Raw genomic sequence first — 15,534 nt, forward strand, 5'->3', positions numbered from 1 at the left:
ATGATGCGGCTAAAATCAATTTAGGAGAAAGAATTATAATGAGTCTAAAAAAAGAAAAAAAACATTTGTTTGGAAAAGTGTTAATTATTTTATGCTTGATGCTTACTGTGGGAGTTCTTATCTATGTAAGTAAATCAGATAGTTTTTCTTTTATTTTAGGAACTAAGGAAAAAACACATCTTCGAATTGGAATTGTCAATCAAGATGAGGGTGAGCAATTAAATAGTGTCCAATATAATTTTGGAGATGATTTTACAAAATTACTAGCGAAGGATGAGAAAAAAGAGGCGAGTTGGAAAGTCCTATCTAGGAATCAAGCAGAAAGCCAGTACAAGGATGATTCACTTGAAGCTATCATTTACATACCTAAAGATTTCTCGCACAATATATTGCAATTGTCAAGTTTTAATCCTGAAAAGGCCAAAATAACGTATAAGGTAAAAGATTCTGTAAAAAAAGAGCAGTCTCTTGAAATGGCTCAACAAGTCGGGGATTATGTTAATAGCTTGAATCAGAAAACCATTCGTCTATATTTTACAAGTGTCATTAATAATCTTGATGATGCCAAACTTCGGATGAAAACAATTGTTGATGATGAATCAGATGTGTATAGTTCCTTATCTACTTCAATCTTTCAACCTGCTGATAGGAGTATTAAATCAATAGATTCCATTCCTTCGATCGCACAGAGTGTTCAGTCTTCTAATAGAGCATTTGAACAATCAACGTCAAGTTTCAAAACCTCAACCTCTGATTTGTTGAAAAAAAATTCGGAGTCCTTACTCGGTCAAGCAGATCCAATTTTAAAGTACAAACAAGTTCAATCACAGGTTGCTAATCACAATGCTCGAGTCGCAGGAAATTCTATTAAGAATCAATATGATAAAGATAATGAATTGTATCTAACCCTTTATAGAAATTCAATGAATTATTTGCATCTTTTCAAAAATACAGACTCCTCTACTGATCCAGATAATTCAGAACCTTATTTTAAACGTTTAGCTCAGCGTATAAATAGTTATAATGAGAAGATGGACCAATATCAAGCGAAGATAGAGCAGTCTCGAAAAGAACTAGGATCCATTCGGAGCTCTCTTGAGGAGTCTCGTAGACAAGTATCTCAGAACTATTTTGACGGCAAAGTGATTGATACATCGACCTTAGGAAGTGATGAGGCAGCGATTTTAAAAGCAGTCAGTGATGAAGCAGATCAAAATAGTGTAAGACAAGCTTTAGCTAAGCAGGTTGTTAATACTTTATCAGATTCAGATGAATTGCCTATAGATTATACTAATCAAGTAGATAGCACGATTGCTTCTATTAGTGTTAATCCTAGTGATTATGGAATCTTATTTAATAAACTAAAAGAGTTTGGAGCTTTAACAGATGGACAAATCAATTCATATTACGCAAAATTAAGCCTATTGTCGAAATATGCGAGCATTAAAGGTAGGACTACTGGTTCGATGCCAGGCTATACGTTTATAACAGTAGCTAATGATGTGTTGCCACCTACAGAGACTCAAACGGTTACAATGACTCATGTTTATCCTGAGCTCTCTTCTGCAGGAACTGGAGCTAAGAAATATATTGAAACTCCTATTCGTGTGACAAATGTACGTGTTAAGGGTGCCAAGGGAGCCACAGTAGTCCCAAGCGTTGATAAGATTTCAGCACCGACTACCCTCCAACTTCAAATTCAACTTTCTCCTAATTATGGACTGAATACTATTATGTTTGAACTTGAAATTGGTAGCGAAAGAATTCCTTTGGAGTATAGTTTCTTTTATGATGATAATAAAGGAAATGTTGCGTTAGTAAAGAAAGATTTATCCCATATTTTTGACCAACTATCTCGAATTGATATAGCGTCGACTATGGTTAAGAATTTATATGGTAGCCCAACATCATCGTATAACAATGTTGACATAGCTAATCCAGCGAGTGACTCAGTTGCGAAGATGTATGGGAACATTTCACCATCATCTGTAGCGGATAAGTTGCAACAGAAAGATGTGGATCAATATAGACAGTCAGGAATTGACCTATATGTTAAATTAAGTGTAGAGATAAATAGACTTCAGGCAAATATAGCCTCTCTTCCTCAACTGGCAAAAGAAGAATTACCTAGCGATTATTTTGCAGCAATTGTTAAAGACTTAGACGATTGGCACCAAGAGGCATCTAATAAGTTGAATGAGGAGTATGAGAAGTGGAAAAAAAATGGCCCAGAGCTTTTAGAGATTTCTCCAACAAGTTCAGGTGACGGTTTGTCAAATAGTAGACTTTATACAACAGATGATAGTAGTAATAGTCTATTGGATATTGTTACAAAACTTGCCTCTAATACTCGAAACACTTCTGATACAATCATCTCTAATGGGAACACAATTGGATCTATGGATACGCAATTTAATACTTTAGCAGAGCAAGCTAAAAGAGTTCAAGGAGAAGTGAAGGAAGTTCATCAGCAAACGGAATCACTTATTAAGAATCAGGCTAAGAATGTTGAAGATAGTACTGAATTTAATAAGAACTTCCAAGGAGTACTATCAAATGCTCGTTCGAACGGAACGGATAACCAAGCTGTTTTAAACTTCTTATCCAACCCAGTTGTAACTGAAAAAACCAATCAATCTGGTGTTTTATCAAATACACCGATCTGGGTTTATCTACTTGTAATCTTACTTTTAACCAATATTGCGACTGGTCTAACAATTAGAGAGTATGCTCATAGAAAGAAAGAGAAAATAGTTGAAAAGGAAGAAGAGCACTTCGAATAGATAAGAATTATTTTCTCATTAAACCTTACAAAATTGTCAGGAAAAAGTGCTTTTACAAAGGGATTTTTATTGTTTTCCTATCTTAAATTTGGTATAATAAAGGTGAATCCAGAGGCAGGCTAGAAAGGAAAAAATCGGAAACGAAACAGCCGCTGATGGTCGCTTTGCACATTGCAGTTTGAAATAAGGAGAGGAGGTTTATCATGTCTTTGTCTACCTTATTTGAAGTATCAATAGCTATTTTGGGTGTGGCCTCTGCTGGTTACCTCATCTATGCCTATTATGAGTTTCTAAAGGATATAGCTCATATGGAGAAAGTACATCATTTTCATCACGGAGGTTGAGACAAAAGTGTCTCAGCCTCGCTTTTTATTAGAAAGAGATCCTTGAGGTTGCAGCTGCTTGCTCAATAGTCATGGATTGTCGAGCAAGCTCGCGGGGCTGGGACTATTTGTAAGGTCTGGGAAAGCTTTTAAAGCTGTGCTCAGAAACAGGGAGCCAAGCTGGATGTTTGAAACTTTAGTGCTATCCTAGCGCCTTCCTGATATTCTAGTCCTCTTGGTTTTCATATTGATTTAAAAATGTTAAAATAGTAGGCAAGAAAGCGGAGAGAATGCATGCCAAAAGAAGAAAATTTAACGGGTAATCAGGTTGTAGCCCTAACAAAAAAATATTTAGCTGCAGAGGATGTGGTCTTTGTTCAAAAAGCACTGATTTATGCGGTAGAATGCCATAGCGGGCAGACTCGCAAGTCAGGAGAACCCTATATTGTCCATCCGATTCAGGTGGCGGGAATTTTAGCTAAGCTCAAGCTGGATGCTGTTTCAGTAGCCTGTGGTTTTTTGCATGATGTTGTAGAGGATACGGCGGCGACCTTGGACGATCTGGAGCGGGAATTCGGCCATGATGTGCGCGTGATTGTGGATGGTGTGACCAAGCTTGGGAAAGTCAAATACAAGTCTCACGAAGAACAGTTGGCGGAAAATCATCGCAAGATGCTCATGGCCATGTCAGAAGACCTTCGAGTGATCTTGGTCAAGCTGGCTGACCGTCTGCATAATATGCGTACTCTGAATCATTTACGGCCAGACAAACAAGAGCGGATCTCGCAGGAAACTATGGAAATCTATGCTCCTCTGGCTCATCGTTTGGGGATTTCCAGTGTCAAATGGGAATTGGAAGACTTATCTTTCCGTTATCTCAATCCGACGGAATTTTATAAAATTTCCCACATGATGAAGGAGAAGCGCCGAGAGCGGGAAGCTCTGGTAGAGGAAGTTGTCCACAAGATTGAAACCTACGCGGGAGAGCGCAATCTTCATGGAAAGATCTATGGTCGTCCCAAGCATATTTATTCCATCTATCGCAAAATGCAGGACAAGAAGAAGCGTTTTGATGAGATTTATGATCTGATTGCTATTCGCTGCATTTTGAGCACTCACAGTGATGTCTATGCCATGCTGGGCTATATCCATGAGCTTTGGAAACCCATGCCTGGTCGTTTCAAGGACTATATTGCCAATCGTAAGGCCAACGGCTACCAGTCCATCCATACGACCGTTTACGGACCTAAAGGTCCGATCGAGTTTCAGATTCGGACCAAGGAAATGCACGAAGTGGCAGAATACGGGGTCGCTGCTCACTGGGCTTATAAAAAGGGGATAAAGGGTCAGGTTGACAGCAAGGAATCTGCCATCGGGATGAATTGGATCAAGGAACTGATGGAGTTACAGAATCAGTCTGGTGATGCTAAGGAATTTGTTGATTCGGTTAAGGAAAGCTATCTGGCGGAAGAAATCTATGTCTTCACACCGGATGGAGCAGTGCGTTCTTTGCCTAAGGACTCAGGCCCCATTGATTTTGCCTATGAGATCCATACCAAGGTCGGGGAGAAGGCGACAGGAGCCAAGGTTAATGGTCGCATGGTGCCGCTCAATACCAAGCTGAAGACTGGGGATCAGGTGGAAATCATCACCAATGCTAACTCCTTTGGACCGAGCCGCGACTGGCTCAATATCGTCAAGACCAGCAAGGCCAGAAATAAAATCCGTCAGTTCTTTAAAAATCAAGACAAGGAGCTATCTATCTCTAAAGGACGGGAGCTCTTGCAGGCTCAATTCCAGGAAAATGGCTATGTAGCCAATAAGTACATGGATAAGAAGCACATGGAAGAAGTGCTGCAAAAGACCAGCTATAAGACCGAAGAAGCGCTTTTTGCGGCAATTGGTTTCGGTGAGATCGGTGCCATTAGTATTTTCAACCGCTTGACGGAAAAAGAACGCCGTGAGGAAGAGCGGGCCAAGGCCAAAGCAGAGGCGGAGGAATTGGTCAAGGGCGGTGAAGTCAAGGTCGAGAACAAAAAAGACACCCTCAAGGTCAAGCACGAAGGTGGCGTGGTCATTCAAGGAGCATCTGGTCTCCTCATTCGGATTGCTAAATGCTGTAATCCCGTACCGGGAGACGACATTGTCGGCTATATTACCAAGGGGCGCGGTGTGGCCATCCACCGGCAGGACTGCATGAATCTCAAGGCTCAGGAAAATTACGAGCAGCGCCTGCTTGATGTGGAATGGGAAGAAAATAACTCGACCAAAGAGTACACGGCCCACATTGATATTTATGGTCTCAACCGATCTGGTCTTCTCAACGATGTGTTACAGGTCCTATCCAATACTACCAAAAATATTTCAACGGTGAATGCTCATCCAACCAAGGATATGAAGTTTGCCAATATTCACATTTCCTTTGGCATTGCTAACTTGTCCATGCTGACGACGGTGGTGGACAAGATCAAGAGTGTGCCAGAGGTCTACTCGGTCAAACGGACCAATGGCTAAGTTGGAGCTTGTCAGAGTGGATGTTCGTCAGAAAATAAAGGAAAAAATATGAAAATCGTCATTCAGCGTGTCAAACATGCCCAGGTCAGTATCGACCAGCAACTGTACAGTAGGATTGAACAGGGTCTCCTGCTCTTAGTAGGTGTCGGGCCTGAGGATAGTCAGGAAGATATGGACTATGCAGTCAGGAAGATTGTCAATATGCGGATTTTTTCCGATGCTGAGGATAAGATGAATCTTTCTGTTCAAGATATTGGAGGGGAAATTCTTTCCATTTCCCAATTTACCCTCCATGCAGATACCAAAAAGGGAAATCGGCCAGCCTTTACAGGTGCAGCCAAGCCGGATATGGCTAGTCCCTTTTATGACAAGTTTAACCAGCTGTTAGCTGAGCAAGTGCCAGTCAAGACGGGCGTGTTCGGCGCAGATATGCAGGTGGAATTGGTAAATGATGGCCCAGTGACCATTCTGCTAGACACTAAAAATAGATGAAAGAATTGCGCGCCTTTTGAAGGTTAGTGGTTTACGACCAAGCAAAAATAGTTTACTTCTTTCCTAGGGACAAGGCGCAATTCATAGGCTTCATAAGTAACTTTTAATAGACCAGATGCTGGTTTCCTTAGAAGTTCTTATGAGGCTTTTTGTGTTGTTTTAAAAAGATATCATTCTAGTAGGTGGCTTTGGAGTTGATAAAGCGGGATGGCAGACAAGCGTTGCTCCTTGTCAGATGCGACAGATGTCTAGGGCTTATTGGAAAAGGGTTTTACGACTTATGGTATAATGATATATATAAGTTTGAGGAATCTCTTGATTTTTCAGACTGATCTTCATAAAAAGAATAGGAAATAAGTATGAGTTGGATTCTTGCCTTGTATGTCACCTTGATGCCGGTCATTCTGGCTGGGGTTCTCAATATGATCTTTTGCAAGTCTTCACTGCTAGAGGCGGCATACCGACCCATGGATAGCGGCTTGGTTTTGAAAGATGGAAAGCGACTGTTCGGAGCTAACAAGACCTGGAAAGGTTTCTTTGGCATGATTGTCTGGGGAGCTTTGGCTCAGCTCCTTTGGGGCTTGCTCTTGAAGAGTATTCCTACCCTAGAGAAACTGCACCTGGTCTATGCTTTCTACGAAAATACTGTGCTCTTTAATCTGGTGCTTGGGGCTCTTTTGGGGCTGGCTTATGTTTTGTTTGAGCTGCCCAATAGCTTCATCAAGCGCCGTTTGGAGATCAGAGAGGGCAAGACGGCGGAAAATGGCTGGAAATGGATTTTTATTGGATAGACCAGATTGATTCCCTGATTGGTTGTATCATTTTCTTGCTTTTCTATATCCCTCTGTCTTGGCAGCAGATGCTGGGCATACTCATCCTAGGGGCGGGTACGCATCTAGGAGTCAATCGTCTGCTCTACTGGGCCAAGCTTAGAAAAAACCGTATGTGAGATGGAAGTTATGACGAAAGAACTATGGCTGGAAAAAGAGCCTTCGGCCGTCTATGGCGGTAAAATCAATCAGTTAATAAACCTCTATCAGCTGGGGCTTTCGGTTCCTAGAGCCTTGATTTTGCCAGCAGATCAAGTCATGTCTTGGCTAAGAGCGGCTCTGCCAGAATACTCAAAACAGGGACTTGAAAAGTTAATAAACCTGGGCAAAGAGGATATTGCGGAGCGTTTGCAGCAATATCCCTTGGATTCAGCTTGGCTACAGGAGTTGGCAGCTTTTTGTCAGGAAAATCAAGCTTATATCGTTCGCAGTAGTGCCCTTTTAGAAGACGGACAGGCTATGTCATTTGCCGGCCAGTATGATTCGATTGGCAATTGCCGGACACTGTCAGAAATCGAGCAGGGTATTCGTTCTTGTCTGCTTTCCCTCTTTAATCCAGAAGCCTTGGCCTACTGGCAGCGCCAGGGTCTGGCTGATAAGGATTTTGCTATGGCGGTGCTGATTCAGGAGCAGATAGAGCCTGATTTCAGCGGTGTCTGCTTTTCCCTAGATGTGGCGACTAATCAGGACCAGACCATGCTTTTGGAGTATGTGGAAGGCTCGGCTGAGAGCTTGGTTAGTGGTCAAGTCAATCCTGAGCGCCTGACACTTCCTTGGTACAAGCCAGACTGGATCCAGTTTGAAGAGCTTGAAATCCCTCTGGCCGTCTTGCAGAAACTGCACGCGCAAGTTTTGCAGATTGTGGCGTATTTTGGTCGGCCGATGGATATCGAGTGGTGTGCTGTCCAAGAGCAAGTCTGTCTGCTGCAGGCTCGGCCTATCACGACAGTACCAACTAAAATTGACAGTGGTCGCTGGACGACGGCGAATTTTCGGGATGGAGGAGTGGCGGCTCAGCCTTGTCCAAATCTCATGTGGAGCCTTTATCGCCATTCTTGGCAAGAGGCACTCTCCAGCTTTTTGCTGGCTATTGGCCTAGAGCCTGAAGGTGTGATGCCACCGCTGATGCGCCTGCATTATGCTCGGCCCTTCTGGAACTTAGGTGTGGTTAAGCAAGGTATGGAACAGATTCCGGGCTATATTGAGCGAGACTTTGATGATGAGCTGGGAGTTAATAAAGACTACCAAGGCCAAGGTTTTACCAGCAAATTAAGTCCAGCCTTGCTCTTGAATTTCCTGCGAGTAGCCTTGAAAACGCAAAAGGTAACTAAGACTTTTCTGCATCATGCGCCAGACAAGCTGCAAGAGCTGCGCCAGCAATTTAACCGTCTTCATCAAGAAATACGAGAACTGAACGACCAAAGCCCGCTGCAGCAGGTCGAGAGCCTTTGGCAGTTAGTGCTAAATCAGGCTTATTTAGACAGTGAGGGAACTTATTTCTGGCAGGCCTACATCAATACGGTCCAGCTGTCCATGAAAAAGACCAGTCTCCTCAAATGGCTGACGGTTGATGAATTTTTCCAACTGATAGCTAAGTTGGGAAATGTTTCGCATACCAAGCCTTTGGCTAAAATGTTGGAAGCTGCGGATCTTGTTTTGGCAGACGAGAAACTGACAGACGATTGGTTGGAGCTATCGGTGGAAGAATTGCAGGAACTGGCTGCACAATATCCTGAGCGAGCAGATTTTATCAAGATTCAGGATTTCCAAAAGGATTTTGGCTATCACTCGGCACGGGAGCTGGACTTGCGAGTAGCTAGTTATGAAGAAGATGCTCATCAGGTTATGACAGCGGTCCAGCAGTTGATTGCTGATTCAGCTTACTACCAAGCGGCCAAATCTTCTCTCAGTCCTGGCTCAAAGTCTGAGCTGGATTTGGCTCGTCTATCTCGAGCCAAGCAGAAAAAGATAGAAAAAATCAGTCAAGACCTGCGGAACTTGCTCTGGTGGCGAGAGGAGTTCAAGGATATTTCCACGTGCTATTACCACCTCATTCGTCAGATTAGCCTAAAACTCGGTCGAGCTTATGAAAAGCGAGGCTTTCTGAAAAATGAACAAGATATTTTTTACATTAAGAAAGAAAGTCTGATTGCCTTTATGGAAGGGCAAAAGACTGCTGACCAGTTGCAAGAAGAAGCAGCAGATAATCGGCATTATTGCCAGGCCTATCGGAATTTTGAGCCAGTGGGGGATTTGACCGACAAAGAGATGAGCCTGGAAGAGGTGGCCCATGAGAGTCAGGCTCTGTTGACGGGAATGCCAGCCAGCAGCGGTCAGGTAACCGGTCGGGTTAGAGTTCTCTTGGATTTGGCGGATATTGAGACAATTGAACCGGGAGACATCCTTGTCACTCGCTATACAGATACTGGCTGGAGCTATGTTTTCGGTATTCTAGGTGGTCTTGTAACAGAGTATGGTGGAGTTCTCTGCCATGCCTCCATTGTCGCTCGGGAATGTGGGATTCCAGCTCTGGTCTGCGCCAAGAATGCAACTCAGCTGCTAAAAACTGGCATGCTGGTTACTTTAGATGGAAGAAGAGGAGAAATAAGAATTCATGAAGAAGAATGAACCTTTGTTTATCGGTGAATACGATAAATCCGTTATCCTGACCTATACGGGCGCTGCTTTTGCATTGTTGGCAGTCTATGCCATCATTCAGTCCCAGCTGCGGCTAGCCATGATGGCCTTTATCGTTAGCGGTATCTGCGACCTCTTTGATGGTGTGGTGGCGCGGCGGATGAAGCGGACTGAAAGTCAGAAACGATTTGGCATTGAGATTGATTCGCTCTGCGATATGATTAGCTTTGCAGCTCTTCCGGCTGTGCTCCTCATGACCCAGCTGCCCTTGGGAGCGGTCAATATCATCTTGGCTGTCCTCTATGTCTTGGCTGCGGTTACGCGCTTGGCTCATTTTAATCGCTTGGCCAAGCATGATGAAGGATCTGACTCTTATTTTGTCGGCTTGCCCGTGACCTACAGCGCCCTATTTTTCCCATTTACCTATCTGGTCTGTCAATGGCTGGCGCCTGGTTTCTTTGCTTGGGTGTGGCTGGGCTTGTCTCTTTTGCTGACCTTCCTATTTGTCTACAACTGCCGGATTCCCAAACCGAATAAGCTGGCCTACCTGGCCTTTGCGATTCTGGCTGTTGCAAGCCTGATTGGTCTGGGGGGTCTTCCTCATGGTTAAGGTCTATCAGAGAAGGACTGGCCAAGTACAGGAACCGATAGAATACAAGGCGGGTCTGTTAGACAAGCTTTATGGTACTGCTTGGGGTCGCTTCTTATTGCCTATCTTGACCCGACCTAGTCTGTCTTATCTGCTGACTTTGAAAGACTACACTCCTTTTTCTCGCAAGAAATTAGCAGCTTTTGTGGAAACTTATCAGCTGAATCTGGCTGACTATGAAGATGGGCCCTATCCTAGCTTTGCGGCTTTCTTCAAGCGAAAAATCAAGCCTGATCTGCGTCCAGTCTGCCCTAACAGTCAAGTACTGGCAGTTGCGGATGCTAAGTTGGAGGCTTTTACCGTTAGTCAGGACTTGCAGCTGACAATTAAGGGGCAGATTTATAGTCTAGCTGACTTATTGATGGATGAAGAGTTGGCTCAGCTATTTAGAGGCGGAACAGCGCTGGTTTATCGACTGGGAGTGGAAGACCTGCACCGCTATCTGGCAGCTGAATCGGGCAGAATTACCCGAAGACGAAAAATTAAAGGCCGCCTGCATACGGTCAGACAGGTAGCCCAGAAGCGGCGCTTGATTTACAAGGAGAATAAAAGAAAATACTGTCTTTTAGATACCGAGCTAGGGCCAGTCTTGCAGATGGAAGTAGGGGCGCTCTTGGTCGGCAGAATATACAATCACAATCGGGACCATTTGGTCAGGGGACAGGAGAAGGGCTGCTTTGGTCTGGGCGGTTCAACCATTCTTGTCCTCTACCCGGCAGACACGATTCGCTTGGATCAGGATATCCTGACTTACTCAGACCTTGGAATAGAAACCCAGATTCAAATGGGTGAAAAGATTGGAGAAAAGCTATGTTTAAACGATTAGCCGTTTATTATAAGGAAATGTTCCCTTTGTTGCCGCGCTTTTTTGTGGCTGCCATCATGTTTTTTGAGATTTATTTTGTCCTCTTGCTCAATGACGGAGTGACCACCTTTCACTTTGACCATCAGGAGTTGATTGGGATTTTTACCATTTTTGTCTTTCTGATGATTCTGCGGATTGCGGATGATTTCAAGGACTATGAGACTGATAGACGCCTCTTTCCTCATCGGGCTCTGCCATCTGGACGAGTGAAAAAGAAGGACTTAGCTATTGCCCTCAGCTTTATCGTAGCTGTCTCTGTACTTCTCAATATCCTCTTTATGAACAATATCGGCTGGTTCCTCTTCCTCTATATCTACGGGACCCTCATGTCCTTCTGGTTCTTCAAGCGTGACAAGATTCAAAATTCCTTGCCGTTAGCTCTGGTGACCCATAATCCGGTCATGATGATTTTGAATCTCTATACCATCTCTTTTGTCTGCTACAAGTACAATCTGCCTCTCTTGTCCCTACCGACCGTCTTGCTGGCCTTTACCATGTATTTCCCAAGTCTGATCTGGGAAGTCTGCCGCAAGATTCGGGCGCCAAAAGACGAGACCGAGTATGTGACTTATTCTATGCTTTTTGGCTACAAAAAAGCTACTCGCTTTATCGAGGTGGTGACGCTGCTGGATATCTTGACCAATTTTGCTCTCCTCTGGAATATTTCCCATATCGGAGTGGTAGTCTTGGTGCTGAATGTCATCTGGATGACTGTCCAGTTTGAGCAGTTTATCAAGGATCCGACTCGCTTTAATATCCGGGAGCGGGTGGAGCGTTATACTTATATCACGGAGACGACCATGGTTCTGTCCGTTGCTGTTTATCTCTTGATGGGGGTGCTTTGATGAAAAGAATCAAGCAGACAGGGCTTGACCAGGTCGGAGGCAAGGCCTATCATTTGCTGAAAATGCAGGCTGCTGGTTTGCCGATTCCTGACTTTGCTGTGTTTGCTTTTGACTTTTTTCAAAAATCTGCCAGCTCTGCTGACTTGGAGCGGATGGAGGAAGCCTATCGGTCTGGAGAGTTGGACTTGTCCCAGCTCAGTCAGCAGCTGCAGGATTGGGCCATAGAGCAGTTTAGTCAAGAAGATTTGACGGCGGCTGAAAACTGGATTCGGCAGGAGTTTTCTCAGAAAGACTGTCGCTTTGCAGTCCGCTCATCTGCTACCATTGAGGATGGGAAGGCTTCATCCTTTGCCGGTCAGTTTGAGAGCCAGCTCAATGTGAAGCCAGAGGGGCTTAAAGAAGCTATCCAAGCAACCTTGCTCTCTCTTTATCAGGAGTCAGCTCTTAGTTATCTATTTGAGCAGGGACTATCTTTGAAGCAAGCGCAGATGATTTGCCTTGTGCAGGTCATGCAGGAGGGAGACTTGTCTGGGATTTACTTCACAGCTAATCCCAAGGGCATTCTGAACGAGCATATCATTGTCATCGGTCGAGGCTTGGGCAATAAGGTTGTTGAGGATAAGATTCCTACAACCATGGTTACCCTCCATCCTAAGGACCAGCTCTTTTATACGGAGCAGACGGAGGACTCACCAGACCTATCACAGGAACAACTTGAGAAGTTACAAGCCTTGGCTAGTCAGGTAAGTCAGCTTTTCGGACCCTATATGGATATGGAGTTCACCTTCGCAAATGATCAACTCTATCTCTTGCAGGCGCGACCTATTACCACCTTGCCAGAGGGACAGCAGATTATTCTGGATAACAGCAACATTGTCGAGAGTTATCCAGGCGTTTCCAGTCCTCTGACTATTAGCTTTATCCAAGAGGCTTATGCCAGCATTTTTCGCAGTCTGGCCCAGCGCTTGGTTGGCAAGGATGCCCCTGAGTTGGCTGCCTATGAAGCCACTTTTCAAAATATGCTGCAGCCGGTCAATAGCCGAGTCTATTACCAGATTCAGAGTTGGTATCAGCTCTTGCAGCTTCTGCCTTTTTCTAAGAAAATCATCCCTATCTGGCAGGATATGCTGGGAGTACGAGAGACAGAGGTGCCTCAGATGCCGGTGCACCTGTCTGCTTTCAAACGCTTGCAAATCATGCTCCACATCATTCGAGAGTTTTGGACGGCACCCAAGCAAATGCGGCAATTGGAAGAGCAGTTTGCCCAGATTCAGCGCGAATACGAAGCGAGCTTTTCTCCCGACGCAGATGCAGAGACCTTGATTGCCTTGGTCAGCAAGTTGAAAGAGGATATTCTGGCTCACTGGGACATTACGCTGGTCAATGATTTGTATGCTTTTGTCTATACTGGACTCCTGAAGAAGTCGCGTCGCGGTGGGGTTGTTCAAGCTGAGATTGCGGGAATCGAGCAGATTGAAAGTATGCGGCCGGCTTTGGCTCTGCAGGCTTTAACAGCTCAGCTAAAAGCAGAAGAAAATGCAGAGATTAGACAGGCCATGGCAAGTGAAAGTCCAGCAGTCTTTCTAAATCGCCAGCATCCTTTAGTTCAAGAAATAGTCCATTTTATCCATGAATTTGGTGATCGAGCTCCGGAAGAGTTGAAGTTAGAAACTCCCACCTTCCGAACGCACCCAGAGCGTCTACTTAAGCTCCTGCTGCAAATGTGCCAGCAAGAGGAGAAGAAGTTGGCTCCTCAGAAACTTGAAGAAGAGGTGCAAAAATCAGGCTGGTGGACGAATTTTCTTCGCAAGCGAGCCATGACTGGTGTTAAATATCGGGAAAGCTCCCGCTTAAACCGCACACGGATCTATGGCATGATGCGGCAGATTTTCCGAACGCTTGGACAGCAATTAGCCGAGCAAGGGCTGCTGGCTACGCCTGACGATGTTTTTTACCTGACCAAGGAAGAGTTGTTTGAGCTGACCAGAAAGCCCAGAGATATTAGCGGCTTGATAGCCGAGCGTCGGGAGAAGTTGGAGGCTGATAAGGAACTGCCAACCTTTAGTCGCTATGTTTTTGCTGGACAGGTCTTTGAGAAATATCTGAAACCGCAAAACCGCACCAGCAGTCATAATACGGGCACTCAAGCCTTACAAGGGATTGGCTGCTCACCTGGCTGCGTTAAGGCTCAGGTTTTGGTCGTGGAAGATGTGCAGGAGATTGAGTCTGCTCAGGACCGGATTATCGTGACCAAGATGACCGATCCGGGCTGGGTTTATCTTTTGACCCAAGCCAAGGGTGTCATTGCCGAGCAAGGGTCTTTGCTCTCGCACACGGCCATTATTTCCCGCGAGTTGGGTATTCCTTCCATTGTCAATGTCAGAGGTGCCTGCAGCCAGCTCAAAACGGTGATTGGATTGAGATGGATGGCCTGACTGGCAAGATTCGACTGATCAAGGAGGAAGACCATGCTGGAAATTAAACCGGTCAAACCCAATACGACAGAGATGGATGATTTTCTAGCCCTGCCCAAGAAGATTTACCAGCCTGAGCACCTCATGCAGTCAGAAGAGGAAGAACTGGCTCTGATTGAAGGCAGTCACCCGCTGAGTTCTGACTTAGATACCTATGCCTTTGTTGGCTATACGGATGGTCAGCCTTGTATTCGAGGCCTCCTGACCTTTTATTCAGATGATGAGGCTGCTTACTTGGGATTTTTCGAGTCGATCAATAATCAACAAATTGCATCTGCTTTTATCGATCATTTAGCAGGTTTTGCCCGCAGTCTCGGAGTGATTAAGATAATTGGTCCTGTGCAGGCAAGCTTTTGGCTGGGTTATCGAATGCAGTTGACTGGAACAGAGGAGCTCCCTTTTACTGGAGAACCTCATAATCCAGACTATTATCCTCAGCTGTGGCAGGCTGCTGGTTTTGAGCTCAAGGAGCGCTATCTGTCGAATTTTTATCCCAAGGTCAGCAATCAAACTCATCAGGACAAGCTTGCTCATCGCTTTGAGTCTTTTGAAAAAGCAGGTTTCACCATTCGCTCTCCAAAGAAGCAGGAGTGGGATCAAGCTTCGTTGCAAGTTTTTGAGCTCCTCAATCGCCTCTATCAAGATTTCCCGATTTATCGGTCAATTTCCAGTCAGCAGTTCAGTCAGATTTTTCAAAAATACCAGTATATTCTTGATTTTTCCATGGTTAAGCTGGCTTATAAGGAGGGCAGGCTAGCTGGTTTTCTGATTGCCATGCCGGACTATGGCTCTTTGGTTTATCAAAAGCTGACTCCTCTCAACCTAGCCAAGCTTTTCTGGACCAAGCGCTTTGCCAAACGTTATACGATTATGTATCTAGGAGTAGATGAAGAATTCTTGGGCTTGGGCTCTGCCTTGGCCTATCCGATTTTTAAAGAAGCGCAAAAGCGGCAAGCCTCGGCTATCGGTGCCCTGATTCACCAAAATACCGTCACGCGCCACTATGCAGCAGAATTGCAAGGGGACAAGCATGAGTACGGCCTCTTTGAGTTGGATTTGGGGCTTGGATGATCTGTAAACAGTAGGTTCTCTCTCAGGGAATCTGCTTTTTGCTTTTCGCTA

9 protein-coding genes and 2 pseudogenes are annotated in these 15,534 nt (G+C 44.8%); all 11 read left to right on the forward strand.

Annotation, left to right across the window (positions count from 1 at the left end; all coding sequences use genetic code 11):
* The first annotated feature begins 38 nt into the window (after nucleotides 1-38).
* The 11 genes and pseudogenes from esaA to I872_RS01015 all read left to right on the forward strand — a co-directional run bounded on the left by esaA (nucleotide 39) and on the right by I872_RS01015 (nucleotide 15,483).
* Nucleotides 39-2,783: a type VII secretion protein EsaA gene (gene esaA, locus I872_RS00970; protein ID WP_015604312.1), complete on the forward strand. Its 2,745-nt coding sequence runs from the start codon at nucleotides 39-41 to the stop codon at nucleotides 2,781-2,783.
* A gap of 203 nt (nucleotides 2,784-2,986) precedes the next feature.
* A complete protein-coding gene (locus I872_RS11985) occupies nucleotides 2,987-3,127 on the forward strand; it encodes a hypothetical protein (RefSeq protein WP_167320505.1) in 141 nt (46 codons plus the stop codon).
* 273 nt (nucleotides 3,128-3,400) lie between these two features.
* Nucleotides 3,401-5,620 (forward strand): RelA/SpoT family protein, encoded by a 2,220-nt coding sequence (locus I872_RS00975; RefSeq protein ID WP_015604313.1) that lies wholly within the window; start codon nucleotides 3,401-3,403, stop codon nucleotides 5,618-5,620.
* 48 nt (nucleotides 5,621-5,668) lie between these two features.
* Nucleotides 5,669-6,112: a D-aminoacyl-tRNA deacylase gene (gene dtd / locus I872_RS00980; RefSeq protein ID WP_015604314.1), complete on the forward strand. Its 444-nt coding sequence runs from the start codon at nucleotides 5,669-5,671 to the stop codon at nucleotides 6,110-6,112.
* Nucleotides 6,113-6,471: 359 nt separating this feature from the next.
* Nucleotides 6,472-7,061: pseudogene (locus tag I872_RS00985) on the forward strand (CDP-archaeol synthase).
* A gap of 1 nt (nucleotide 7,062) precedes the next feature.
* Entirely contained in the window at nucleotides 7,063-9,570 is a 2,508-nt protein-coding gene (locus I872_RS00990) for a PEP/pyruvate-binding domain-containing protein (protein ID WP_015604315.1), read from the forward strand.
* The gene (locus I872_RS00995) at nucleotides 9,557-10,189 is read left to right on the forward strand and encodes a CDP-alcohol phosphatidyltransferase family protein (protein WP_015604316.1); all 633 of its coding nucleotides are present in this window, start codon (nucleotides 9,557-9,559) and stop codon (nucleotides 10,187-10,189) included. The genes I872_RS00990 and I872_RS00995 overlap by 14 nt, the downstream gene beginning before the upstream one ends.
* On the forward strand, nucleotides 10,182-11,054 hold the full coding sequence (locus I872_RS01000; RefSeq protein WP_015604317.1) for a phosphatidylserine decarboxylase: 873 nt from the start codon (nucleotides 10,182-10,184) through the stop codon (nucleotides 11,052-11,054). Before I872_RS00995 ends, I872_RS01000 begins: the two co-directional genes overlap by 8 nt.
* A complete protein-coding gene (locus I872_RS01005; protein WP_015604318.1) occupies nucleotides 11,039-11,938 on the forward strand; it encodes a UbiA family prenyltransferase in 900 nt (299 codons plus the stop codon). The genes I872_RS01000 and I872_RS01005 overlap by 16 nt, the downstream gene beginning before the upstream one ends.
* Nucleotides 11,938-14,420, forward strand: a pseudogene (locus I872_RS01010) (phosphoenolpyruvate synthase). The gene I872_RS01005 and the pseudogene I872_RS01010 overlap by 1 nt, the downstream one beginning before the upstream one ends.
* Nucleotides 14,407-15,483, forward strand: a complete 1,077-nt coding sequence (locus I872_RS01015; RefSeq protein ID WP_015604320.1) for a hypothetical protein — start codon at nucleotides 14,407-14,409, stop codon at nucleotides 15,481-15,483. Before I872_RS01010 ends, I872_RS01015 begins: the two are co-directional and overlap by 14 nt.
* The last annotated feature ends 51 nt before the right edge of the window (nucleotides 15,484-15,534 follow it).

Origin of the sequence: Streptococcus cristatus AS 1.3089 (assembly GCF_000385925.1) — a bacterium.
GTDB lineage: Bacteria > Bacillota > Bacilli > Lactobacillales > Streptococcaceae > Streptococcus > Streptococcus cristatus_B.

Bases quoted from the DNA above. Each gene is read 5' to 3' on its own strand.
- esaA (WP_015604312.1), top strand. From the start codon at position 39: ATGAGTCTAAAAAAAGAAAAAAAACATTTGTTTGGAAAAGTGTTAATT.
- I872_RS11985 (WP_167320505.1), top strand. From the start codon at position 2,987: ATGTCTTTGTCTACCTTATTTGAAGTATCAATAGCTATTTTGGGTGTG.
- I872_RS00975 (WP_015604313.1), top strand. From the start codon at position 3,401: ATGCCAAAAGAAGAAAATTTAACGGGTAATCAGGTTGTAGCCCTAACA.
- dtd (WP_015604314.1), top strand. From the start codon at position 5,669: ATGAAAATCGTCATTCAGCGTGTCAAACATGCCCAGGTCAGTATCGAC.
- I872_RS00990 (WP_015604315.1), top strand. From the start codon at position 7,063: ATGGAAGTTATGACGAAAGAACTATGGCTGGAAAAAGAGCCTTCGGCC.
- I872_RS00995 (WP_015604316.1), top strand. From the start codon at position 9,557: ATGAAGAAGAATGAACCTTTGTTTATCGGTGAATACGATAAATCCGTT.
- I872_RS01000 (WP_015604317.1), top strand. From the start codon at position 10,182: ATGGTTAAGGTCTATCAGAGAAGGACTGGCCAAGTACAGGAACCGATA.
- I872_RS01005 (WP_015604318.1), top strand. From the start codon at position 11,039: ATGTTTAAACGATTAGCCGTTTATTATAAGGAAATGTTCCCTTTGTTG.
- I872_RS01015 (WP_015604320.1), top strand. From the start codon at position 14,407: ATGCTGGAAATTAAACCGGTCAAACCCAATACGACAGAGATGGATGAT.